20 protein-coding genes and 1 pseudogene are annotated in these 21,569 nt (G+C 69.3%); 8 read left to right on the top strand and 13 right to left on the bottom strand.

The genetic code is table 11. The annotated features are described in order from the left end of the window. Window positions 1–7: 7 nt before the first annotated feature. Window positions 8–226, bottom strand: coding sequence for a hypothetical protein (locus JOF29_RS32885; protein WP_209698269.1), 219 nt, complete (start codon window positions 224–226; stop codon window positions 8–10). 122 nt (window positions 227–348) lie between these two features. On the opposite strand from JOF29_RS32885, the pseudogene JOF29_RS32880 reads away from it, so the two are divergent. Then, window positions 349–831 (top strand): annotated as a pseudogene (locus JOF29_RS32880) (polysaccharide deacetylase family protein); the annotation flags it as partial. 23 nt (window positions 832–854) lie between these two features. Here the strand turns inward: JOF29_RS32880 and JOF29_RS32875 are convergent. Further along, the gene (locus JOF29_RS32875) at window positions 855–1,553 is read right to left on the bottom strand and encodes a hypothetical protein (protein ID WP_307863812.1); all 699 of its coding nucleotides are present in this window, start codon (window positions 1,551–1,553) and stop codon (window positions 855–857) included. 22 nt (window positions 1,554–1,575) lie between these two features. Then, a complete protein-coding gene (locus JOF29_RS32870; RefSeq protein ID WP_209698268.1) occupies window positions 1,576–2,769 on the bottom strand; it encodes a homogentisate 1,2-dioxygenase in 1,194 nt (397 codons plus the stop codon). Between the two features lie 69 nt (window positions 2,770–2,838). Here JOF29_RS32870 and JOF29_RS32865 point away from each other — a divergent pair, with 69 nt between their 5' ends. The 3 genes from JOF29_RS32865 to JOF29_RS32855 all read left to right on the top strand — a co-directional run bounded on the left by JOF29_RS32865 (window position 2,839) and on the right by JOF29_RS32855 (window position 8,790). Beyond that, window positions 2,839–3,696, top strand: coding sequence for a hypothetical protein (locus JOF29_RS32865; protein ID WP_209698267.1), 858 nt, complete (start codon window positions 2,839–2,841; stop codon window positions 3,694–3,696). Next, on the top strand, window positions 3,693–4,910 hold the full coding sequence (gene fahA / locus JOF29_RS32860) for a fumarylacetoacetase (protein ID WP_209698266.1): 1,218 nt from the start codon (window positions 3,693–3,695) through the stop codon (window positions 4,908–4,910). The genes JOF29_RS32865 and fahA overlap by 4 nt, the downstream gene beginning before the upstream one ends. Before the next feature lie 127 nt (window positions 4,911–5,037). Continuing rightward, a complete protein-coding gene (locus JOF29_RS32855; protein ID WP_245359685.1) occupies window positions 5,038–8,790 on the top strand; it encodes an endo-alpha-N-acetylgalactosaminidase family protein in 3,753 nt (1,250 codons plus the stop codon). Between the two features lie 98 nt (window positions 8,791–8,888). Here the strand turns inward: JOF29_RS32855 and JOF29_RS32850 are convergent, their stop codons facing one another. The 7 genes from JOF29_RS32850 to hppD form a co-directional block, all read right to left on the bottom strand. Further along, window positions 8,889–9,302, bottom strand: coding sequence for a hypothetical protein (locus JOF29_RS32850; RefSeq protein ID WP_209698265.1), 414 nt, complete (start codon window positions 9,300–9,302; stop codon window positions 8,889–8,891). A gap of 70 nt (window positions 9,303–9,372) precedes the next feature. Then, window positions 9,373–10,617 (bottom strand): HAMP domain-containing sensor histidine kinase, encoded by a 1,245-nt coding sequence (locus tag JOF29_RS32845; RefSeq protein WP_209698264.1) that lies wholly within the window; start codon window positions 10,615–10,617, stop codon window positions 9,373–9,375. A 17-nt stretch (window positions 10,618–10,634) separates the two neighbouring features. After that, the gene (cseB, locus tag JOF29_RS32840; RefSeq protein WP_209698263.1) at window positions 10,635–11,300 is read right to left on the bottom strand and encodes a two-component system response regulator CseB; all 666 of its coding nucleotides are present in this window, start codon (window positions 11,298–11,300) and stop codon (window positions 10,635–10,637) included. Between the two features lie 48 nt (window positions 11,301–11,348). Continuing rightward, a complete protein-coding gene (locus tag JOF29_RS32835; protein WP_307863811.1) occupies window positions 11,349–11,906 on the bottom strand; it encodes a hypothetical protein in 558 nt (185 codons plus the stop codon). Between the two features lie 178 nt (window positions 11,907–12,084). Next, window positions 12,085–13,461 carry an FAD-binding oxidoreductase gene (locus tag JOF29_RS32830; RefSeq protein WP_209698261.1) on the bottom strand — a complete coding sequence of 459 codons (1,377 nt, stop codon included), beginning with the start codon at window positions 13,459–13,461 and terminating at the stop codon, window positions 12,085–12,087. A gap of 44 nt (window positions 13,462–13,505) precedes the next feature. Next, complete coding sequence (locus JOF29_RS32825; protein ID WP_209698260.1) at window positions 13,506–13,976, bottom strand: hypothetical protein; 471 nt, start codon at window positions 13,974–13,976, stop codon at window positions 13,506–13,508. Window positions 13,977–14,126: 150 nt separating this feature from the next. Next, window positions 14,127–15,329 carry a 4-hydroxyphenylpyruvate dioxygenase gene (gene hppD / locus JOF29_RS32820; protein ID WP_245359683.1) on the bottom strand — a complete coding sequence of 401 codons (1,203 nt, stop codon included), beginning with the start codon at window positions 15,327–15,329 and terminating at the stop codon, window positions 14,127–14,129. Between the two features lie 152 nt (window positions 15,330–15,481). On the opposite strand from hppD, the gene JOF29_RS32815 reads away from it, so the two are divergent. Continuing rightward, complete coding sequence (locus JOF29_RS32815; RefSeq protein ID WP_209698259.1) at window positions 15,482–15,955, top strand: Lrp/AsnC family transcriptional regulator; 474 nt, start codon at window positions 15,482–15,484, stop codon at window positions 15,953–15,955. A gap of 753 nt (window positions 15,956–16,708) precedes the next feature. Here JOF29_RS32815 and JOF29_RS32810 read toward each other — a convergent pair. Further along, window positions 16,709–17,353: an IclR family transcriptional regulator gene (locus tag JOF29_RS32810; RefSeq protein WP_209698258.1), complete on the bottom strand. Its 645-nt coding sequence runs from the start codon at window positions 17,351–17,353 to the stop codon at window positions 16,709–16,711. 55 nt (window positions 17,354–17,408) lie between these two features. Here JOF29_RS32810 and JOF29_RS32805 point away from each other — a divergent pair, with 55 nt between their 5' ends. Then, on the top strand, window positions 17,409–18,158 hold the full coding sequence (locus JOF29_RS32805; RefSeq protein ID WP_307863810.1) for a hypothetical protein: 750 nt from the start codon (window positions 17,409–17,411) through the stop codon (window positions 18,156–18,158). Between the two features lie 26 nt (window positions 18,159–18,184). Here JOF29_RS32805 and JOF29_RS32800 read toward each other — a convergent pair whose 3' ends face one another. Both JOF29_RS32800 and JOF29_RS32795 read right to left on the bottom strand, forming a co-directional pair. Beyond that, window positions 18,185–19,417, bottom strand: a complete 1,233-nt coding sequence (locus JOF29_RS32800; protein WP_209698256.1) for an MFS transporter — start codon at window positions 19,415–19,417, stop codon at window positions 18,185–18,187. A gap of 28 nt (window positions 19,418–19,445) precedes the next feature. After that, complete coding sequence (locus tag JOF29_RS32795; RefSeq protein ID WP_245359681.1) at window positions 19,446–20,207, bottom strand: phytanoyl-CoA dioxygenase family protein; 762 nt, start codon at window positions 20,205–20,207, stop codon at window positions 19,446–19,448. A gap of 121 nt (window positions 20,208–20,328) precedes the next feature. On the opposite strand from JOF29_RS32795, the gene JOF29_RS32790 reads away from it, so the two are divergent. After that, the gene (locus tag JOF29_RS32790) at window positions 20,329–20,997 is read left to right on the top strand and encodes an AraC family transcriptional regulator (RefSeq protein ID WP_209698255.1); all 669 of its coding nucleotides are present in this window, start codon (window positions 20,329–20,331) and stop codon (window positions 20,995–20,997) included. 14 nt (window positions 20,998–21,011) lie between these two features. Beyond that, complete coding sequence (locus tag JOF29_RS32785; RefSeq protein ID WP_209698254.1) at window positions 21,012–21,560, top strand: NUDIX hydrolase family protein; 549 nt, start codon at window positions 21,012–21,014, stop codon at window positions 21,558–21,560. Window positions 21,561–21,569: the final 9 nt, after the last annotated feature.

The following is a 21,569-nucleotide window of genomic DNA, read 5'->3' as shown; positions in this document are numbered from 1 at the left end:
CCGCTCCTCAGTCCAGGGCGGGAGGCCCCGTGACCGGGCCGCCCGGCAAACTCTTGCCGCTGGTCGCCGCCCTGCTGTGCGGTGCCGTCCTCGCCCAAGCCGCCTCGCCGTCCGGTCCTTCCGTGACGTCCGCCGCGCCCGTGGTCAGTACGACGCCGGACCACGGACTCCTCAGTACGCCCGGTACGTCGAAGCGTGGTGAACCGTCGGCCGGCAAGGAGAGCACGCAGCCGGTGCAGCCGACCCCGACGACCCCGACGACACTGCCCGCGGACGACTGGAACCTGGCCGGCCACGGGAAGGTCCTCTACCTGACCTTCGACGACGGCCCCGCAGCACGAGTGGACGCCGAAGGTTCTTCAGGTACTGCGGAAGCACCACGCGCAGGCCACCTTCTTCGTGCTCGGGATCCAGGTGGCGCAGTACCCCGACCTGATCGCCGCCGAGCGCGCCGCCGGGCACCGGATCGGCAACCACACGTTCGACCACAAGACGCTCACGCTGCTGCCGGACGCCAAGGTCCAGCAGGAGATCGCGATGGGCATCAAGTCGAAGTGCCTACGCCCGCCGGGCGGCGGCACCAACGCGAAGGTGCAGGCGATCGCCGCGGCGTACCACCAGCGCGAGGTCCTCTGGGACGTCGACACGAAGGACTGGGAGAAGCCCGGCACCGCCCACGTCGAGCACGCGATCATGGCCGGCGCCCGCCCCGGCGCGATCATCCTGATGCACGACGGCGGCGGCAACCGCTCCCAAACCGTCGCCGCCCTGGATCAAGCCCTCACGAAACTCACCCAGCAGGGGTACACCTACCGCTCGCTGCCCTGCTAGGGCGTGACTCCCGGCCCCATGCCCTAGCGCTGTACGCCGGCGGTGCCGTTCGAGAAGTGGCGGAGGGCTTCGTCGATGACGTGGACGGGCTGGTCGAGGGCCTTGATCAGGAACATGCCGGTGGGCCGGAGCAGCGGGTTGGGTTTGACGACGCTGCGGACCGGCCGCTGGTCGAGCCCGCGGACGCCCGCGGTGGTCGCGCCGACGCCGCGCTCCAGCGCCAGGTCGAGCATGTACTGACCGAGCAGCTTGTGCTGGGTGAAGCCGCGGACGGTCGCCCACGGCAGTACGACGGGGAACGCCGCGCCGTCGCACGCCAGTTCGAGGCCCTTCACCGAGATCCGCATCGCGACCGGCGGCAGCTCGTTCGCGTCGTACCACTGCTGCCGGTCGGTCTGTACGCGGTACACCAGCAGCGTGCTGAGCACCAGCGGGAGCATCGCCAGGATCAGCAGCAGCGCGAACGGCCACATCCCGGAGCCGCGGAACGCGAACAGCGCGTAGACCGCGGCGACGATGCCGATCGCGCCGAGGATCGCCGTCGCCCAGGCGCCACGCCGCTCCACGGTCCGCACCACCTCGCGCCGGCGCAGCACCGCGTCCCGGTCGATCCCGACCACGAACGGTTGTCCCGAATCACCTGGCGGCATCGCTACCTCCGGCGTGTCGTCTGCCGCGTCCAGCTCCGCGACCTGTGAAGTTGCGTCCCCGTCCTCACTCACCGGGAAAGAGTCCCACACACCGTCAGTTTTTGCGCCTTCCGGCCCAGGTCCAGGCGTAGACGCCGTCGTCTGCCGCTTGGCCGCCTTCACCCAGTTCGAGTGGGCGGAAGGTGTCGACCATCACCGCCAGCTCCTCGAACCGCTCGGCGCCGAGGGACGCCTCGATCGCGGACGGCTGCGGGCCGTGGGCGTACCCGCCCGGGTGCAGCGAGATCGACCCGAGCCCGATCCCGGAGCCCTTCCGGGCCTCGTAGTCGCCGCCGCAGTAGAACATCACCTCGTCGGAGTCGACGTTCGAGTGGTAGTACGGCACCGGCACCGACAGCGGGTGGTAGTCGACCTTCCGCGGCACGAAGTTGCAGACCACGAAGTTGTACCCCTCGAACACCTGGTGCACGGGCGGCGGCTGGTGCACCCGCCCGGTGATCGGCTCGAAGTCGCTCACGTTGAACGTGTACGGGTACAGGCAGCCGTCCCACCCGACCACGTCGAACGGGTGCGTCGCGTACGTCATCCGCGTGCCGACGATCCCGCCGGGACCGTTCCCGCGGTGCTTCACCAGCACCTCGACGTCCGTCCCCTCCTCGACGAACGGCTCGGTGGTGGGGTGCAGGTCGCGTTCGCAGTACGGCGAGTGCTCGAGGAACTGCCCGTACCGGGACAGGTAGCGCTTCGGCGGCGCGATGTGCGAGTTGCCCTCGATGGCGTAGGCGTGCACGCCGTCCGGCCCGGGCAGCCAGCGGTGCGTGGTCGCGCGCGGGATGATCACGTAGTCGCCCTCGACCGCGTTCAGTACGCCGAAGACGGTCTCGACGGTGGCCGAGCCCTTCTCGACGTACACGCACTCGTCGCCGATCGCGTTCCGGTAGTACGGCGACGGCTGCTCGGCGACGACGTACGAGATCCGGACGTCACCGTTGCCGAGCACCAGGCGACGGTCCTCGACGGCGTTCGACTTGGACGTGTCGGTGAACAGGTCGTGGAGCTTCAGGTGGCGCGGCGTCAGCGGGTGGTTCGGGACGGTGGCCAGGTCCGGCAGGTCCCACACCTGGGAGTCGACGAGCGCGGACGGTACGCCGGCGTGGTACAGCAGCGAGGAGTCGGACGAGAAGCCCTCCTCGCCCATCAGCTCCTCGTAGTACAGCCCGCCGTCCGGTTTCCGGAACTGGGTGTGCCGTTTCGGTGGTACTTCCCCGACCTGCCGATAGAACGCCATACTTACTCCGTTGAACGATAATCGAACGCGTGCGTCCGCTTACCGAAAGCATCCGTTAGGCTCTGGAGCATGTCAACCGTCCCTGCCCTGTACCGGCACCTGGTCGACGACGCGTCGATGTTCCCCCCAGGCGACCTGCCGCTGCCCGAAGCGGTCCCCGCCCACCGCTCGCACCTGCAGTCGCCGTACGCCGACCTGGTCGGCCCGCTCGTCTGCACCGACCAGGACCTGCTGAAGGTCGCCGAGACCGCCCGCACCGGCGGGGGCTCCGGCCCGCTGCGGGTTTCGGTGGTGATCTCCGGCGGCGCCGGCGGGATCGAGCCCGCGATCCGTTGGGGCGACCGCTCGAAGGACGTCGAGGTGGCCGCGGTCGAGGTCCGGCTGCGCGACGAGGACGACCTGTCCCGCAACGCGCTGCGCGTCGTCCGCGCGTGCGACGGCTGCCTCGACGAGGAGACGGCGTACGTCGAACTCGGCCTGGACGGAGCGTGGGAGCGTGCGCTCGACGTGGTCGCCGACGCCGGGTACGCCGCGAAACTACGCACCGGCGGGATGGACGCCGCCCTGTTCCCGTCGGCCGGCCAGGTGGCGTCCTTCATCACGGCCTGCCTCGATCGGGAGGTCGCCTTCAAGTGCACGGCAGGGCTGCACAACGCGGTCCGCCATACCGCCGAGGACACGGGATTCGAGCACCACGGCTTCCTCAACGTGCTGCTGGCGACCCGCGCGTCGCTCGACGGGGCTGCGCACGACGAGCTGATTCAACTGCTGGAGCGGCGCGACGGCCAGGCACTGGCCGAGCAGGCCCGCGGGCTGACCGACGACCAGGCGGCAAGCACCCGGCGATGGTTCACGTCGTTCGGATCGTGCAGCATCGACGAACCGCGGAACGACCTGACAACACTGGGTTTGACGGAGGCATCATGAGCTGGATCGACATCCCGGACGGCTCGCCGTTCGGGCCGGAGAACCTGCCGCTCGGCGTGTTCCGGCACGGCGACGAGGAGCCGCGGGTAGGCGCCGCGATCGGCGACCAGGTTATCGACCTCGCACCGGTCGCGTCGGCACAGATGCTGGACGGCGCCCAGCTGTTCGCGCAGCCGAGCCTGAACGCGTTCCTCGCCCTCGGCCGCCCGGCCTGGCGTGCGACCCGGAACTGGCTGCTCGACCTGGTCAGCAACTCCGCCGAGCGGGACACGGTGGAGCCGCATCTGATCCCGCAGTCGGCGGTCGGCATGCAACTCCCCGTCGAGGTCGCCGACTACGTCGACTTCTACGCCTCCGAGCAGCACGCGACGAACCTCGGCCGGCTGTTCCGCCCGGACTCCGAGCCACTGCTCCCGAACTGGAAGCACCTCCCGGTCGGCTACCACGGCCGCGCCGGCACGATCGTTGCCAGCGGCACCGACATCGTCCGCCCGTCCGGCCAGCGCAAGGCCTCGGACGCGACGGTCCCGACGTACGGCCGGTCCCAGCGACTCGACATCGAGGTCGAGCTCGGGTACGTCGTCGGCACACCGTCGACGCTCGGAAAGCCTGTGTCTGTTGAGGATTTCGAGGAGCACGTGTACGGCGTGGTGCTCGTCAACGACTGGTCGGCCCGCGACCTACAGGCCTGGGAGTACGTCCCGCTGGGCCCGTTCCTCGGCAAGTCCTTCGCCACGTCCATCTCCCCCTGGGTCGTCTCCCTCGACGCCCTCGCGGCATCCGCCGTACCCCTCCCGGCCCAGGACCCACCCGTGCTGCCGTACCTGGCCGGCAAGAACCTGGTGAACTACGACATCACCTTCGAGGTCTACCTGAACGGTCACCTGGTCAGCAGCCCGCCGTACCGCGACCTCTACTGGTCCCCCGCCCAGATGCTCGCCCACCTGACCGCCAACGGCGCCAGCGTCCGCACCGGCGACCTGTACGCGTCCGGCACCGTCAGCGGCCCGGAGAAGAACCAGCGCGGTTCCTTCATCGAGCTGACCTGGGGAGGCCGCGAACCCCTCCTCGTCAACGGCAAGCACCACACCTTCCTCGAAGACGGCGACGAGCTCACAATCTCCGCCTGGGCACGTGGCTCCGACGGGTCCCGCCTCGGCCTCGGCCTCGGCGAGGTAACCGGGCGCATCACCCCGGGGTCACGGGACAAGTAACAGCTTGTTCCGCGACCCCCACGCCTGTCCTCACACCCACTCACCGCCACGCCGTACTCGGGGAAATCTTGTTCATTACTGTTCGTTTCTCTTGACGAGTTAGCGGTTGCGTGCGAACTTCGTCCGCATGAAACGTTCAGTGGGGTGTGGAGTACTGGCTGTAGCCATGGCCGCCGCCGTGCTGGTCGCGCCGGCCGGCGCGCAGGCGCAGCCGGTGGGTGGCGATCCGGCGCTGCGGTCGCCGGAGCTGACGGTCACCGTGGGGGCGGACTTCCCGCGGGTGATCAGGTACGTCGACAACGCCTCCGGGCAAGCGCTCGGCGGACAACCGGACGCGATCTCGACGGTCACGATCGACGGGGTCGCCCGCACCGCGCACCTCGTGGCGCCGCCGGCGATCGCTGACACCAAGGCGTCGTACACGCTCGGCTTCGACGCGCTGCCCGGCGTCGAGCTGGACACCAGTCTGAGCGTCGCCGGCCGGGTGACGACCTTCGCGATCGACGCGGTCCGCGACACCGGGACGCCAGGGACGAGCCGCGTGCACACGATCGACATCCCGAACCAGGACCTGGTGTCGGTGTCGAGTACGGACGCCGGCGCGACGACCGCGTTCACGACCCTCGACCCGGACTCGACCCGGAACGCCGACAAGATCACCCCGGTCACCGCGAGCACGCCGGGCGAGGCGTCCGCGACGGGTGCGGCGTACGCGTTCGTCAACACCAGCGGGCTGGCCGCCGGGATCGAGTCGAACTCGACGTACGACAAGCCGTCCGGGCAGTCGGTCGACGACGGCGCCCGCTTCTGGCATCAGGCCCGCAAGGGCAGCGACGGCAGCACGCGGGTCGGCGTCTGGAGCGGTCAGTGGACGTACCGCGCCGACACCTCGCCGTACACCGAACCGCTCCCCTGGGCGAAGGTCGTGGTGACGCCGGACGCGAACCACGACAAGACCGTCGACTGGGAGGACGGCGCGGTCGCGTTCCGCTCGATCATGACCGAGCCGAACGGCGGCGACCAGGTCAAGGACCGGGTGATCACGCACATCCCGTTCAACTTCGCCAGCCAGGCCACGCACCCGTTCCTGCGGACCCTCGACGACGTCAAGCGGATCTCGCTGTCGACCGACGGGCTCGGCCAGATGGCGCTGCTGAAGGGTTACGCGTCCGAGGGGCACGACTCGGGACACCCTGACTACGGCGGCAACTACAACCTCCGCGCGGGCGGTCTGACCGACCTGAACACGCTGCTCAAGCAGGGCAAGTCGTGGAACGCGGCGTTCGGCGTCCACGTGAACGCGACCGAGTCGTACCCGGAGGCGAACGCGTTCAGCGAGGACCTGGTCGACAAGAATGCCAAGGGCTGGAACTGGCTGAACCAGAGCTACTACATCAAGCAGCGCCCCGATCTTGCCTCGGGCAACATCGTGAAGCGGTTCCAGCAGCTCCGCGACGAGACCGACAAGAACCTGCAGGAGCTGTACATCGACGTGTACTACCAGTCCGGCTGGCTCGCCGACGGCCTCACCCGGCAGCTCACCGCGCAGGGCTGGCAGATCGCCACCGAGTGGGCCGACCGGCACGAGCGGACGTCGCTCTGGTCGCACTGGGCGAACGACCTCGACTACGGCGGCCCGACCAACAAGGGGCTGAACTCGAAGATCATCCGGTTCGTCCGGAACCACGAGAAGGACGTCTGGAACAACGACCCGATCCTCGGGCAGTCCGCGATCGTCGAGTTCGAGGGCTGGACCGGCGAGACCGACTGGAACGCGTTCTACGCGAACATCTGGCAGCGCAACCTGCCGGCGAAGTTCCTGCAGCAGCAGAAGATCCTGGACTGGAAGGCCGACGACATCAGGTTCACCGGCGGCGTCCGGGGTGCGGTCGAGAACGGGAAGCGGACTGTGTACGTCGGGAACGCGAAGGTGCTGGACGGCGACAAGTACCTGCTGCCGTGGGACAACGGCAAGAAGTCGTACCACTACAACCCGGCCGGCGGACGGACGACCTGGCAGCTGCCGGCGGCGTTCGCGGGCGTGAAGACGTTCACGGCGTACCAGCTGACCGACACCGGCAGGGCCAAGCCGGTCACGATCCGGGTCAACCACGGCTCGATCACGCTCGACGCAATCCCGGGCAAGCCGTACGTCCTCTACCCGGTCGCCGCTCCGAAGCCGCGGGCCGTGAACTGGGGTGAAGACACGCATCTGAAGGACCCGGGCTTCAACGCCGGGAACCTGGCGGCCTGGGACGCGACCGGCGGTGCGGGCATCGCGACGCTCGAGAACGGGCAGCACGTCGCCCAGCTCGGGACAAAGGCTTCGTCGGTGAGCCAGCGTATTACCGGACTCACGAAGGGTCGTACGTACAGCGCATCCGCGTGGGTGGAGGCAAACCGTCCGACGACCATCAGCGTCGACGGGGTGACGAACGTGATCACTCGGTCGACGGTGAAGAACATGGTTGCTGCTGATGACAAGCACGGCGCGTACTACCAGCGGGCCCGAGTCGTCTTCCAGGCCAGGGGGAGCACCGCCGATCTGGCCATCGGAGCAGCCGCGGGAGCTGCGCAGGTCCGGGTGGACGACGTGCGGGTGGTCGAGACGACCCCCGCCCGGGGAGTGGAGGACTTCGAGAACGTGGATCAGGGGTGGGGGCCGTTCATCAAGGGAGATGCCGGCGGGATTACCGATCCGCGGACGGTGCTTGCCAAGAAGCATGCGCCGTACACGCAGGCTGGGTGGAACGGGAAGCTTGTCGACGATGTCCTGGACGGGAACTGGTCGCTGAAGTCGCACGAGGAGAACGAGGGGCTCGTCTATCGGACCGCGCCGTGGACGGTGAACTTCCAGGCGGGCCACAAGTACAAGGTGAGTTTCGACTACGAGAGCGGACGTGCGGGGCAGTACGCGTGGATCCAGGGCGTCGACCGGCCGGGATCTGTGGAAGTGAAGGCGACGCCGATCGGTGAGCAGCGGACCAAGGCGACGTTCGACCAGGAGTTCGTCGCCGGCTGTGGCGGTGACAACTGGGTCGGGTTGCGGAAGCTCACCGACGGCGGCGACCAGACCGACTTCGTGATGGACAACTTCGCCGTCACCGACCTCGGTACGACGACCGAACCGGCGGACTGCACCTCGGTCGCCGTGACCGGTCTGACCGGGCTCGTGCCGGGTGAGGCGAACACCGTCACCACCACGTTCACCAACAACGACGTGGTGGCTGCCAGCAACATCACGCTCGGGCTGACCGCGCCCGACGGCTGGACCGTCACCGCGACCACTCCGGCGACGCACGCCACGGTCGCCGCCGGTGCGACCGCGACAACCACCTGGGACGTCAGCCCGCCGGCCGGTACGCCGGAAGGAAAGTACGTGCTGACGGCAACGGGTGGTCAGGCGACGATCACCGGCGAGGCCACCGTCCTGCCGCCGGGGATCGTCCCGCAGTCGCGGATCAAGGTGGTGGACGTCGACAGCGAGGACGTCGCCACCGGCGGCGCGGCGACGATGGCGCTGGACGGAAACCCCAGCACCATCTGGCATTCCGCCTGGTCCCAGGTCAGTACGCCGGCCGGCTTCCCACACTTCATGACGCTCGACCTCGGGTCGACGTACCAGGTGAACGGGTTGAGCTATCTGCCCCGGCAGAGCGGTACGAACGGGATGTTCAAGGGGTACGAGGTCTACGTCAGTGCGGACGGTCAGGACTGGGGTACGCCGGTTGCGTCGGGCCAGTTCCCGAACTCGACCGCCGTACAGCGGCTGGACTTCCCCGCCGAGCCCGGCCGGTATGTGAAGTTCGTCGGCACCAGTTCGCTCAACGGCGCGGTCTTCGGCTCGGCTGCCGAGCTGAACGTCTACGGAACCCACTGACCGGGGACTTGAACACCAGCTGGGGGCGTTGCACAGGTTATGTCTTGTGCAACGCCCCCAGTACTTGTCCCCGCCCCCGGCGGTTCGCCGGCATCGGGCTACTTGGTGATGGTCACCGAGGCCGGAGCGGACGCGGTGTTCGCGGCTACGACGCGGAAGGTGTTGACGCCGACCCGGCCGCTCTGCACCCACACCGAGTAAGTTGCGCGGCCGGTCACCTTGGTGGTGGCCGGGAAGTTGACCCACTTGCCGTTCTCCAGGCGCTGCACCTGGACGACCGTGTTCGCCGCGATCCCGGAGGTCTTGCCGGTGAAGGAGACCTTCGCCCACGCCTTCGCGGTGGCCTTGTCCGACTTGATCGTGATCGACTTCGCCGCGGCCGGCGTGCTGACGGCCGTCGGCTGCGTCGTGGCGGCGTTGGCCTGCAGGGCACCCGCGACACCGAGGCCGGCGGCGGCCAGGGCGACACCGGCGAAAGCGGCGGCGGTACGACGAACGAACTGAGTACGCATGATCTGTGGTTTCCCCTCGTTTTGTTGGTGTTACGGAGAGGAAGACGCGGCGATCACCGGAAAGGTTGTGTTACGACTCCGTCTCAGGTCCGGCGGGCAGCACGAGCCGTGCCAGCGCACCCCCGCCAGGAGCCTCGCCGAAGGTGAGTTCGGCGCCGAGAACCTTCGCGTGGCCGGCCGCGATGGTCAGCCCGAGGCCGTGGCCGACGCCCCGCTCGGCCATTCCCGAGCGGAACCGGCGCGGGCCTTCGGCAATCAGTTCCTCCGGGTAGCCGTTGCCGTGGTCAACCACCTCGACGGTCCGACCGCTGACCGTCACCTCGACCGGCGGCTTGCCGTGCCGCAGGCCGTTGACGATCAGGTTCGCCAGGATCCGCTCGATCCGCCGGGAGTCCGTGGACACCGTCTCGTCCGGGCCGTTCAGGTGCACGATCACGTCGTCGGCCGCGAGCGCCTGCTGCATCCGCAACCGTCCGACCGCGGACCCCACGAACGCGCCGAGCCCGACCAGTTCCAGGTCCGCCTGCTCGACGCCGGAGTCGAACCGGGCGATCTCCAGCAGGTCCTCCACGAGCCGCCGCAGTACCTTCGCCCGGTCCCGGACCAGTTCGCTCGGACGCCCCGGCGGCAACAGCTCCGCCGCCGTGGTCAGACCCGTGACCGGCGTCCGCAGGTCATGGGCGACGTCCGCGGTGAACCGGCGTTCCGCCTCGAGCTGACCGCGCAGCGAGCTGGCCATTGTGTCGAGCGCCGTCGCCAGCGACTGCACCTCGTCCTTGCCTTTGCCGACGGCCGCGGCCGCGGATGCGTCCAGATCGCCGGCCGCGATCCGCCGCGCCGTACCCGCGACCGCGACGATCCGCTTCGACAGGCTGCCCGCGAGGATCACGCTGACCAGCGCGACCAGCGCGACCGTACCGATCCCGCCGAGGATCAGCGCCTGCTGCAGCGCCTGCATCGAGTCGTCGGTGTTGTCGTAGTCCTGCTCGATCGACAGCACCTTGCCGTCCTTGACCGCGACCGCCGCCCACATCTTCGCGTGCGGCGACCCGGTCTTGAACGTGGCCCGCTTCCCGGACAGCACCGCGTCCCGCAGCTGCGGCGGCAGATCCGGATCGTCGAGCTTCGCCCCGAACACCGGTACGTCGTTGGTGTCGTAGCTCTGCGCCGCGAGCTGGATCCGCTCGTCCGCGAAGCTGCGCGTCCGGTCCAGCCGGGCCGACTGGGCCTGGGTGTAGACCGCGACGCACAGCACCAGGATCGCGAGCGAAGAGACCAGCAGGAAGATGAGGCCGAGCTTGCCGCGCAGCCCCATCAACTGAGCCCCATCGACTAAGCCCGCAGCTTGTACCCGAAGCCGCGGACGGTTTCGATGCGGTCGGCACCGATCTTGGTCCGCAGCCGCTGCAGGTGGACGTCGACCAGCCGGCCGTCGCCGCCCCACTCGTAGTCCCAGACGCGCTGCAGCAGCGTCGAGCGGCTGAGCACCACGCCCGGGTTGTTCGCGAACTCGATCAGCAGCTTGAGCTCGGTCGGAGTCAGCTGGACGATCGCGCCACCACGGCGTACCTCCAGAGCCTCCCGGTCCAGCTCCAGGTCGCCGAACGACTCGACGCCGGACCCGGCCGTCGGTGCCGGGCGCTCCGGATCCGAGACCGCGCGCCGCATCACCGCCCGCAGCCGCGCCACCAGCACCTGGGTGTCGAAGGGTTTGGTCACATAGTCGTCGGCGCCTGCTTCCAGGCCGAGTACGACGTCGAGCGCGTCGCCGCGGGCCGAGACCATCACGATCGGGACCGTGCTGGTCTCGCGGATCCGGCGGCACACCGAGATCCCGTCCAGCCCGGGCAGCATGATGTCCAGCATCACGACGTCCGGATGGATCTTCTCGAATCGCTCGATCGCTTCCAGGCCGTCCTCGGCCGTGGTCACGTCGTAGCCGTGCCGCTCGAGGGTCAACTGGGTCGCCTCACGGATCACCGCGTCGTCCTCGACCATGAGAATGCGCGCTGCCGGTTCTTCCGGTACCACCGAACTTCAGTCTCCCTACTGGTCCGTCGAACTCACCTTGGTCATCTGCCGACCGTTCCAACGGTAGACCTCGACCCGGCGACCCGACGGGCAGCAAACCGGGTCGTTGATCGTGAAGATCTTCGACTCGACCACCAGGTCCCCTTGCGGGCTGGCGTTCACGGTCGGCTGCTCGACATCCAGGTTCCAGATCGGCCGTAGGCCCGTGGGCTCGACGGCGATCAGGAAGATACCGAAGACGAATTTGTCCAGGGTGTGGATCAGGACGATCTGCTGAGGTGTACCGCTGTGCAATACATCAACGGTCTTACCCCTGCTGAGGCAACGCGAAATCACCGTGCAATTCGAAAGCACTGTCCGGTCGTAGCCGGTCAGGTGCTTGTCGGCGAGCAGCCGGGCCCGAACTTTGTACAGGTCAACGGCCACTTTCGGGGTGCGTTCCGGGGGCGGCGACGGGGTGCTGGTGCCGAGCGCAACCGACGGCGTCGGGGTGTCCGACGGCGGCGACTCGGGGCCTTCGACGCGCAGCCCGCCGCCGTTCGCGCAGGCGGAAAGCGCGGCGGTCGCGACCACCGCGGCGATCGCGGGAAGCACGGCACGGCGCCACCGACCCATCGGGCGCCTCCTACCCTGCATCCGGTCCCCCCGCGAGTTCAACAACCTAGCTTCCTATGCTCCAGTCCCGACGTCACATTCGATGGCCGTGGACGTCGAATGGGCTCGGCAGTTCTGTTGCGGTTACGTCACAAGCTCAATCGGCCACGATCTTGCCCGGGTTCAGCAGGTTCTTCGGATCCAGGGCGTGCTTGATCGCCCGGTGCACGTCCAGCGCGACCGGCCCGATCTCCTGGGCCAGCCAGGTCCGTTTCAGGACGCCGACCCCGTGCTCGCCGGTGATCGTGCCGCCGAGCTCGAGCCCGATCTCCATCACCCGCTCGAACGCCTGCTGCGCCCGCTCGGACTGCGCCGGGTCGGCCTGGTCGAACACCACCGTCGGGTGCATGTTCCCGTCGCCGGCGTGCCCGAGGACGCCGATCGTGATGTCCAGCTCCACGGACAGCTGCTCCAGCCGGCCGATGAACTCCGCCAGCCGCGACCGCGGAACGGCGACGTCGTCGATCATCGTCGTACCGAGTTGCTCCAAGGCGGTCAGGGCGACCCGGCGGCCCTCGAGCAGCAGGTCGCCCTCCGCGTCGTCCTCGGCCTCGATGCACTCCAGCGCACCGTGGTCGCGGCACAGCTTCGCGACCGCGGCGACGTCGGCCGCGCCCGCCTCGCCGCCCGCGTCGGACTGCGCGATCAGCATCGCGGCCGCCTCCTCGGGCAGCTCCATCCGCTTGTACTTGTTGACCGCCTGGATCGTGGTCCGGTCCATGATCTCCAGCAGGCTCAGCGAGACGCCGCTGCGGATGATCTCCAGGATCGCGTTGCCGGCCTCGACGCCGGAGCCGAACAGCGCGGCCATCGTCTTGGGCTTCGCGGCCGCCGGGCGGAGCATCAGGGTCGCCTCGGTGATGATGCCGAGGGTGCCCTCGCTGCCGACGATCAGCTTGGCCAGGTCGTACCCGGCGACACCCTTCACGGTCTTCCGGCCGGTCCGTAGTATCCGCCCGTCGGCGAGCACGACCTCCAGGCCGAGCACGTAGTCCGTGGTCACGCCGTACTTCACGCAGCACAGGCCGCCCGAGTTCGTGGACAGGTTGCCGCCGATCGAGCAGAACTCCCAGCTGGACGGGTCCGGCGGGTAGAACAACCCGTGCTCGGCGACCGCACGGGACAGTACGGCGTTGTAGACGCCCGGCTGGGTGACGACGTACCGGTCCACCGGCTCGATCGCCAGGATCCGGTCCATCTTCTCCAGCGAGATCACGATGCAGCCGTCCAGCGCGTTGGCGGCGCCGGACAGGCCGGAACGCGCCCCCTGCGGGACGATCGGTACGCCGGCCTCGTTCGCGACCCGCACCGCCGCCTGGACGTGCGCGGTCTCCCGGGCCAGCACGACGGCCAACGGCATCCCGGCCGGGCAGAACATCGCCCGGTCGTACCGGTAGCTCTCCATCCGGTCCGGATCGGTCACCAACGCCTCGGGCGGCAGCACCTGACGCAGCTGCTCGACAACCTCACTCATATGCCGAGCCTAGTTACTACCGCGCGGTACTGCGCACCCCAGTCTCAGCGCGTGCGCGTAGTGGCGTTCTCCGAGATCTCTTGGTAGCCGCCGCCGTAGTTGTGGTACTCGCGGCCGATCGCGGTGAACGTGATGTTTCCGCCGGTGGCCTTCACCTTCGGTGTCCGGCAGGTGCGCTGGCCCTGGATGACGGAGCCGTTGCCACCGCTGCTGTCGCAGCTGAGCACCCGGCCGTCGTTGCCGCCGCCGGACTGCACCAGGAAGGCGTTGGCCTGGGCGTTCGCCACCACCGGCGACGCCATGGTGATCTCGGCCCAGTACTGCGAGCAGCCGTCCCGGACCAGCCGGATCGTGCCCCAGCTCGGCGGCTGGTGATTTCGCAGCATCGGCGCCGATGCGATGGATGTGGCACCAGAACAGTTGGCGGCGTTGACCGCCGCGGCCGGCATCGCGGAGAGGGCGATCGCGCCCATCCCCACACCGGCGGTGCTGAGCAGCAAGCCCAGTGTCTTCATGACGAAACCCTTCCTGAGCGCACGCCCCGACGCGCACTCAGGAAGGCACACTACGCGAACGGAGCCTGCCCGGACAGTCATTCCGGTAATCGGACGGCGACACGCCGTGTCCAGTTGCTGCTGGCAAGCTTTTGATCGTCAAAGCGGCCGTCAGAGGTTGCCGCGGCGCTCCTGTTCGCGCTCGATCGCCTCGAACAGCGCCTTGAAGTTGCCCTTGCCGAAGCCGAGCGAACCGTGCCGCTCGATCAGCTCGTAGAACACCGTCGGCCGGTCGCCGATCGGCGCGGTGAAGATCTGCAGCAGGTAGCCGTCCTCGTCCCGGTCGACAAGGATGCCGCGCGACTGCAGTTCCTCTATCGGCACCCGGACCTCGCCGATCCGGGCCCGCAGCGCCGGGTCCTGGTAGTACGAGTCCGGGGTGTTCAGGAACTCGACGCCGTTCGCCCGCATGATGTCGACGGTGCGCAGGATGTCGTTGGTGGCGAGCGCGATGTGCTGCGCGCCGGCGCCGTCGTAGAACTCCAGGAACTCGTCGATCTGGGACTTCTTCTTCGCCACCGCCGGCTCGTTCAGCGGGAACTTCACCCGGTGGTTGCCGTTGGCGACGACCTTGCTCATCAGCGCCGAGTAGTCGGTGGCGATGTCGTCACCGATGAACTCCGCCATGTTCACGAAGCCCATCACCTTGTTGTAGAAGGCAACCCACTCGTCCATCTTGCCGAGCTCGACGTTGCCGACGACGTGGTCGACCGCCTGGAACAGCCGCTTCGGGTGTCCGGCGGGGCGGGTGACCCGCGTGGTCGCCGCGACGAAGCCGGGCAGGTAAGGGCCGTCGTACTTGCTCCGGTCGATCAGCGTGTGCCGGGTGTCGCCGTACGCCGCGATCGCCGCGCGGCGGACCGTGCCGTGCTCGTCGGAGACGTCGTTCGGCTCCTCCAGGACGATCGCGCCGACCTTGCGCGCGTGCGCAATGCACTTGTCCACGTCCGGGACCTCGAGGGCGATGTCCGCAACACCGTCGCCGTGCTTGCGGTGGTGGTCGAGCAGCGGACTCTTCGGGCCGACACCGCCTGAAATGACAAAACGGGCGGAGCCGGCCTTCAGGACGTACGACTTGGCGTCCTTGCTGCCGGTCTCGGGGCCGGCGTACGCGACCAGGTCCATGCCGAAGGCGAGCTGGTACCACTTCGCGGTCTGGGTGGCGTTGCCGACCACGAACACCACGGCGTCCATCGCGGTGACCGGGAACGGGTCGGTGCTCTCGTCGTACGGCACCAGGCCGACGAGCTGCTTCAGCTGGTCGAGGTCGAGATCGGCGTCGAGCTCTGCAGGGGTGAGGTCGGTGCTGGTCATCGGGGGTCCTCCCGGGTCGAGGTGGTGTCACCGAGCCTTGTTTGTGGGCGGCAGGTTGCGCAACAGTTCGTTGTTTGACTAGGCAAGCTGTCTAGTCTTCTGCCGACCTTGCTAGGCTATTTGGTCAGTCTGACTATCAGCGGAGGACTCGTATGTCGGTGGACAAGCTGGACGCCCGGATCCTGCGGTTGTTCGCCGCCGAGCCGCGGGTCGGCGTACTCGAGGCGTCGCGGCGGTTGGGGGTCGCACGCGGGACCGTGCAAGCACGGCTGGACCGGTTGCAGCGCGACGGGGTCGTGCGCGGTTGGGGGCCCGACATCGACACCACCGCGATCGGCTACCCGGTCACGGCGTTCGCCACCCTGCAGATCGAGCAGGGCTCAGGTCACACCACGGTCGCCGAAGCCCTCGCCCGGATCCCCGAAGTACTGGAAGTGCACACGATCACCGGCGCCGAGGACCTCTGGTGCCGAATAGTCGCCCGCTCCAACGCGGACCTGCAACGGGTGATCGACCAGGTAGTCATCGTCCGAGGCATCCAGCGTGCGTCCACGGTGATCGCGCTGGCCGAACAAATCCCCCACCGCGTACTACCCCTGGTCGACGCGGCCACCCGCGAACACTAACCCCAGCCCCGTAGACCGCCGGCTTCACACCAGCACCCCGCGCATCCGCACACCCGCACACCGGGAACCCCGGATCAGGGGGTGATCAGCACCCGCTTGGCACCCCGGCACACCGCCGCACCGCCGCACCGCCGCACCGCCGCACCGCCGCACCGCCGCACCGACCAGCCCGTACCCGACCCCACCGGGCACCCGGCATTTCAGTGGTTAACCTCTCGGGTTGCCCCTTTGCCCCTCGCATGCGAGAGGCAAAGGGTGCATTTGAGAGGTTCACCCCTCAAATGCAAGGAGGTGCGGCCGGGCGCGACATGGGACGCAAGCTGTCGCCCGGCCGCCGGGAGCGGCGGGTGCCGGGAGCGGGGCGCGGCGGTACCGGGAGCGGGGCGCGGCGGTACCGGGAGCGGGGCGCGGCGGTGCCGAGTGCCGGGTGCCGGGAGCGGGGCGCGGCGGTACCGGGAGCGGGGCGCGGCGGTGCCGAGTGCCGGGTGCCGGGAGCGGGGCGCGGCGGTGCCGAGTGCCGGGTGCCGGGAGCGGGGCGCGGCGGTGCCGAGTGCCGGGAGCGGGGCGCGGCGGTGCCGAGTGCCGGGTGCCGGGAGCGGGGCGCGGCGGTGCCGAGTGCCGGGGGCGGGGCGCGGCGGTGCCCGGGGCAGCCGGTGCCGGGGCAGCAGGTGCCGGGCGCGGCAGGTGCCGGGCGCGGCGGTGCCGGGGGCGGCAGGTGCCGGGGGCGGCAGGTGCGTTGGGGTGGCGGGCGGGTCAGGCTAGGCGTTTGGCTACCTCGACCGCGGCTCGGGCGACCCTCGGGCCGACGAAGTCGCGGTCGAGCTTGCCGAGGACCACCACGCCGATGGATGCCTCGACGCCGGGGACGCCCAGGACCGGGGAGGAGACGCCTTGGGCGCCGGCTTGGAGTTCGCCGGCGGTTACTACGAAGGGGCGGCCGGCGGGGTCGGGTTTGCGGCGGCCGGCGAGGATGGCTTTGCCGGCGGCGCCTTGGTCCAGCGCGTGGCGGGAGCCCATCCGGTAGGAGACGTGGTAGTCGGTCCAGCTCGGCTCGACGACGGCGATCGCCAGCGCCTCCTCGCCGTCGGCGACGGTGAGATGTGCGGTGGCGCCGGTGTCCTCGGCGAGCGAACGCAGTACCGGAAGCGCCGCGTCACGGAGCGTGGGCTGCACGCGGCGGCTGTAGTGCAGTACGGCGAGACCGAGCCGCGCCCGTCCCTCGCTGTCCCGGCGCACCAGCCGGTGCAGCTCCAGCGTGTTCACCAGGCGGTACACCACCGTCCGACTGACCCCCAGCGCCGCCGCGAGCTCGGTGATGGAGAGCCCGTCCGGGGCGTCCGCCAGCAACTCGAGGACGGTGAGTCCCCGGTCGAGCGTCTGCGAGGTCTCGGCTGGCACCTGGCCAGACTATCCGCTATTCGGGCACGGCCCGGTGGCCCCGTATCTTGCTGCCGTGCGAAATTACTGGTCGCTGCTCCCCGCCGTCCTCGTGATCGTGGGTCTGATTCTGGTCTACGCCGTTCCGACCATCGTCAACCCGCAGTGGACGAGCTCGATCATGGCGCTGTTCCGCAGTACGGCGCTGCCGGCCGACGCCACGCCGGAGGAGACCCGCCGGGCGGCTGGTGTTCTCGGCCCGCAGCAGCTGCGGTCCCGCCGGATGCTGGCGATCTCGCTGGTGGTCGGCGCGCTCGCGATCATCGGTTTCAACGTCTCGCTGAACCGCGAGGCGGTCGGCTGCTACAAGGCGGCCCGCGCGTTCGGCGCGATCGACGGCCCGGACATCAAGGACCCGTGCTACGAGATGATCTACGGCACGTTCCTCGGCGACGGCACCGGGACCGCGCAGGAGAAGTCCCCGCAGCCGCTGCAGTACTACCAGCTGGTGAAGGGCAAGCGGCCGAAGTACCTGAAGTGGATCCAGAACGCTCCGAAGTACGACGAGGCCAACCTGCTGGTCCCTGCCGGCGGCAAGTGCGTCAGCGATCTCCGGGTCGAGCAGTCGGACACCGAGATCAAGATCTACCTCGACAGCGACGTACCGTGCCCGCCGGACAGCAACATCTCGCTGACCCCGATCAAGCTGAAGAAGCCGCTCGGCGACCGCAAGATCGTCACGGTCGGCGGCAAGGAGATGACCGCGGTGAACCCGGACCTGGACTCCTGGTTCACCGTGCTGAAGAAACTCGCCACCGGCGGCTGACCGGGTCAGAGTTCTCAGACACCCTCTTAGCTCAGCGCCCGCGTCCGCGCGTCGTACGCCCGGAACGGCCGGTTCCGGGCGAGCAGGATCAGCAGCCCGGTGACGCAGACCGCGGCGCCGCCGAGCAGCGCGACGGTCGGGCTGGTCAGCGAGGACGTCGTACCGACGACGAAGTCGCCGAGCCGCGGCCCGCCCGCGACCACCACGATGAACACCCCCTGCAACCGCCCGCGCATCGCGTCCGGCGCCGCGGACTGCAGCACGGTGTTCCGGTACGCCGAACTCACCATGTCGGCCGCCCCGGACATCGCGAGCAGCGCGACGCCCAGCCAGATCGTCCGCGACAACCCGAACAGCCCGACGGCCGCGGCGTACGCCGTGATCGCGAGGACGATCGCCACGCCCTGACGGCGGACCCGGGTCACCCACCCGGAGAACAGCACGCCGATCAGCGCCCCGATCGCCGGTGCGGCCTGCAGGACGCCGACCGTCCGTACGCCGCCGCCGAAGAACGCCCCGGCCACCGCGGGGAACAGCGCGCGCGGCTGCGCGAACACCATCGCGAGGATGTCCGCGAGGAACGTCGCCAGCAACGCCGGAGCCGTGCGCAGGAACGTGAACCCCTCCAGCACGGAGCGCAGCCCGGCCCGCCGGACCTCGCCGGTCGGCGGGACCGGAGGCAGCCGGAACAGCGCGTACAGCGCCGCGGTGAACGTGATCACGTCGACCAGGTACGCCGCCGCGAACCCCTGCCAGGCGATCACCGCCGCACCGAGCAGCGGCCCGGCGGTGAAGCCCAGGTTGAACGCGGCCTGGCTGAGCGTGTTCGCGGCCGGCAGCAGCTCCGGCCGGATCAGCCGCGGGATGATCGCGGACCGGGCCGGGTTGTTCACCGCGAAGCACGCCGACTGGCAGGCGACCACGCCGTACAGCACCCCGACCTGTCCCCAGCCGAGGTGCGACTGCAGGACCAGGACCATCGACAGCAGCCACAGCCCGGTCGACGAGACGAGCGCGAGCGTACGGCGGTCGATCGCGTCGGCCATCGCGCCGCCGTACAGCCCGAAGACGATCAGCGGGACCAGCGAGCAGAGCCCGACCAGCCCCACCGAGAACGTCGAGTGCGTCAGCGCGTACACCTGGATCGAGACCGTCACCGCGGTCATCTGCTGACCGAGCTGCGACACCGTCGACCCGATCCACAGCCGCCGGAAGTCTGCGGACTCGCGCAGCGGGCGGATGTCGGTGAGCAGACGCACGCAGACAACTTATGTCACGGTGTGAATCTCAGACCGTCGGGAACAGCTCGTGGTCGAGTGGTTCGCCGGCCGTCAGCCCGAGCCCGTCGGTGACCACGTGCCCGCCGCCGGTGTACGTGGCCTCGGCGTCGAAGTAGATGTTCACGTGCGCGATCCGCGGGTCGTCGGTCAAGTTCGGCGTCGCGGAGTGCGCCAGGTAGGCGTTGTGGAAGGTGCAGTCGCCGGCCTGCAACGGGATCGTCAGCCGCTCCTCCCAGCGCAGGTCGGGCGCCGCGCGGAACATGTCGTCGCGGTCGGACAGGTCCTGGCTGCGCAGGTCCTGGTGGTTCTGCGAGCCGGGGATGAAGGTCATGCAGCCGCGCTCCACGGGTACGTCGACCAGCGCCACCCATGCGGACAGCGAGGCGCGGGAGCCGGCGTGCGGCCAGTACGGGGCGTCCTGGTGGAACTCGGTCGCGGCGCCGTTGTGCGGGGGTTTGATCAGCAACTGGTCGTGCCAGATCCGGACCGGTACGCCGGCCAACGCGGTCGCGGCGGCCGCCAGTCGCGGGTCGAGGGTGAGTTCCTTGAGTACGTCGTTCTGCCGCCAGACGTTGACGTACTGGTTGAAGATCTTCGACTCCTTGAACAGGTCGTCGGCTTGTGCGGTGTGGGCGACGGCGGCGTCGCGGAAGCGGGCCGCCTCGTCGCGGCCGATGATGTTCCGGATCCGGACGACGCCGTTCCGGCGGTAGGCGGAAATGGTCTCTTCGTCGAGCGCCGTGGTTGCCGTAGGGTCGGTGGTGGTCATCGGTCGGCTCCTTGGATTCCGTCGTACTGGAAGGTGTTTCCAGCCTCGCGGGTCGGTGCCGCCGGGGACAGGATCTTGTTGACCACGGGTTGACTGATATTGACCTCCTGGGAGGCCGGTCGTGCACAACGTGCTGAGCAGTGCGGTATTCCCGGATCCGCGGCTGCCGGTCGCAGGTGAGCGGCTGGAGGTGGTCGCGGACGTCGCGCCGCACAGCCACGCGTTCTTCGAGATCGCGGTCGTGGTGGCCGGCCGCGGCACCCACGTGTCCGCCGGCGGCGAGGTGGAGCTGGGCCCGGATTCGGTCGTCGTACTGCGGCCCGGCGAGTGGCACGGGTACGTCGACTGCGACGGGCTGGTGGTACGCAACGCCTACCTGGGACCGGATGTGTTCGGGCTGCTGTCCGGCGCCCTCATACCCGGCGTGTCCGGGACGGGCGGCGTAGGGACGGGGGTGCGGGCGGCGGTGCATCCGGCGGTGCAGCACGCCATGCGGCTGCTGGAGGCCGACCTCGCCGAGCCCTGGACGCTCGAACGGCTCGCGGCCCGCGTCAGCGTTGCGCCCGGGTACCTGGTTCGGTTGTTCGGCAAGTCCGTCGGGATGTCGCCGATGGCCTACCTGAACCGCATCCGGGCCGAGCGAGCAGCCGGGCTGCTGATCGAGACCGAACTCCCGGTCGCGACGATCGGCGCCGCAGTCGGGTGGCACGATCCGAGCCACGCGACGCGGCGATTCCGGGCGACCTTCGGCCTCAGCCCCTCCCAGTACCGATCCGCTTTCAGGCCGTAAGCAAAGATGTGCTCATGACGTCGTCGTTGCAAACGCCTGACCCGAATCCCGGTTGGCTGTCCGAGTTCGCGCTCGCCGAGACCCGGACGCGGGTGCCGATCCTGTACGTCGAGGCCGTCCCCGCCCGGGTCGACACGCTGGGCCAGATCGAGCACATCGGGGTGCTGCTGCGCACCTCACCCGCGACCGGCGAGATCATCCGCACTCTGGTGTCGGGCCGCGTGATGCACAACGAGTCGATCCGCGACGCGCTGCAGCGCAACATCGAGAAGGACCTCGGGCCGGCGGCGTTCCCGCGGCTGCCCGCGTCGCTGGTCCCGGTGACGATCGCGGAGTACTTCCCGTTCCCCGGGATGACCCCGCTGCACGACCCGCGGCAGCACGCGGTCGCGCTGGTGTACGTCGTACCGGTCACCGGCGAGTGCAACCCGCGCCAGGACGCGCTGGAGCTCACCTGGCTGACCCCGGAGGAGGCCCTGGCGCCGAGCCTCCTCAACGACCTCGAGGGCGGCCGCGGCCAGCTCCTCAAACAAGCCCTGGCCTGGTCCGGCGCCATCGTCTGACCCACCGGT

Origin of the sequence: Kribbella aluminosa, from assembly GCF_017876295.1 — a bacterium.
Taxonomy (GTDB): Bacteria; Actinomycetota; Actinomycetes; order Propionibacteriales; family Kribbellaceae; genus Kribbella; species Kribbella aluminosa.
The sequence above is the reverse complement of the archived record's forward strand: the minus strand, read 5'-3'. Positions and strand labels throughout refer to the sequence as shown.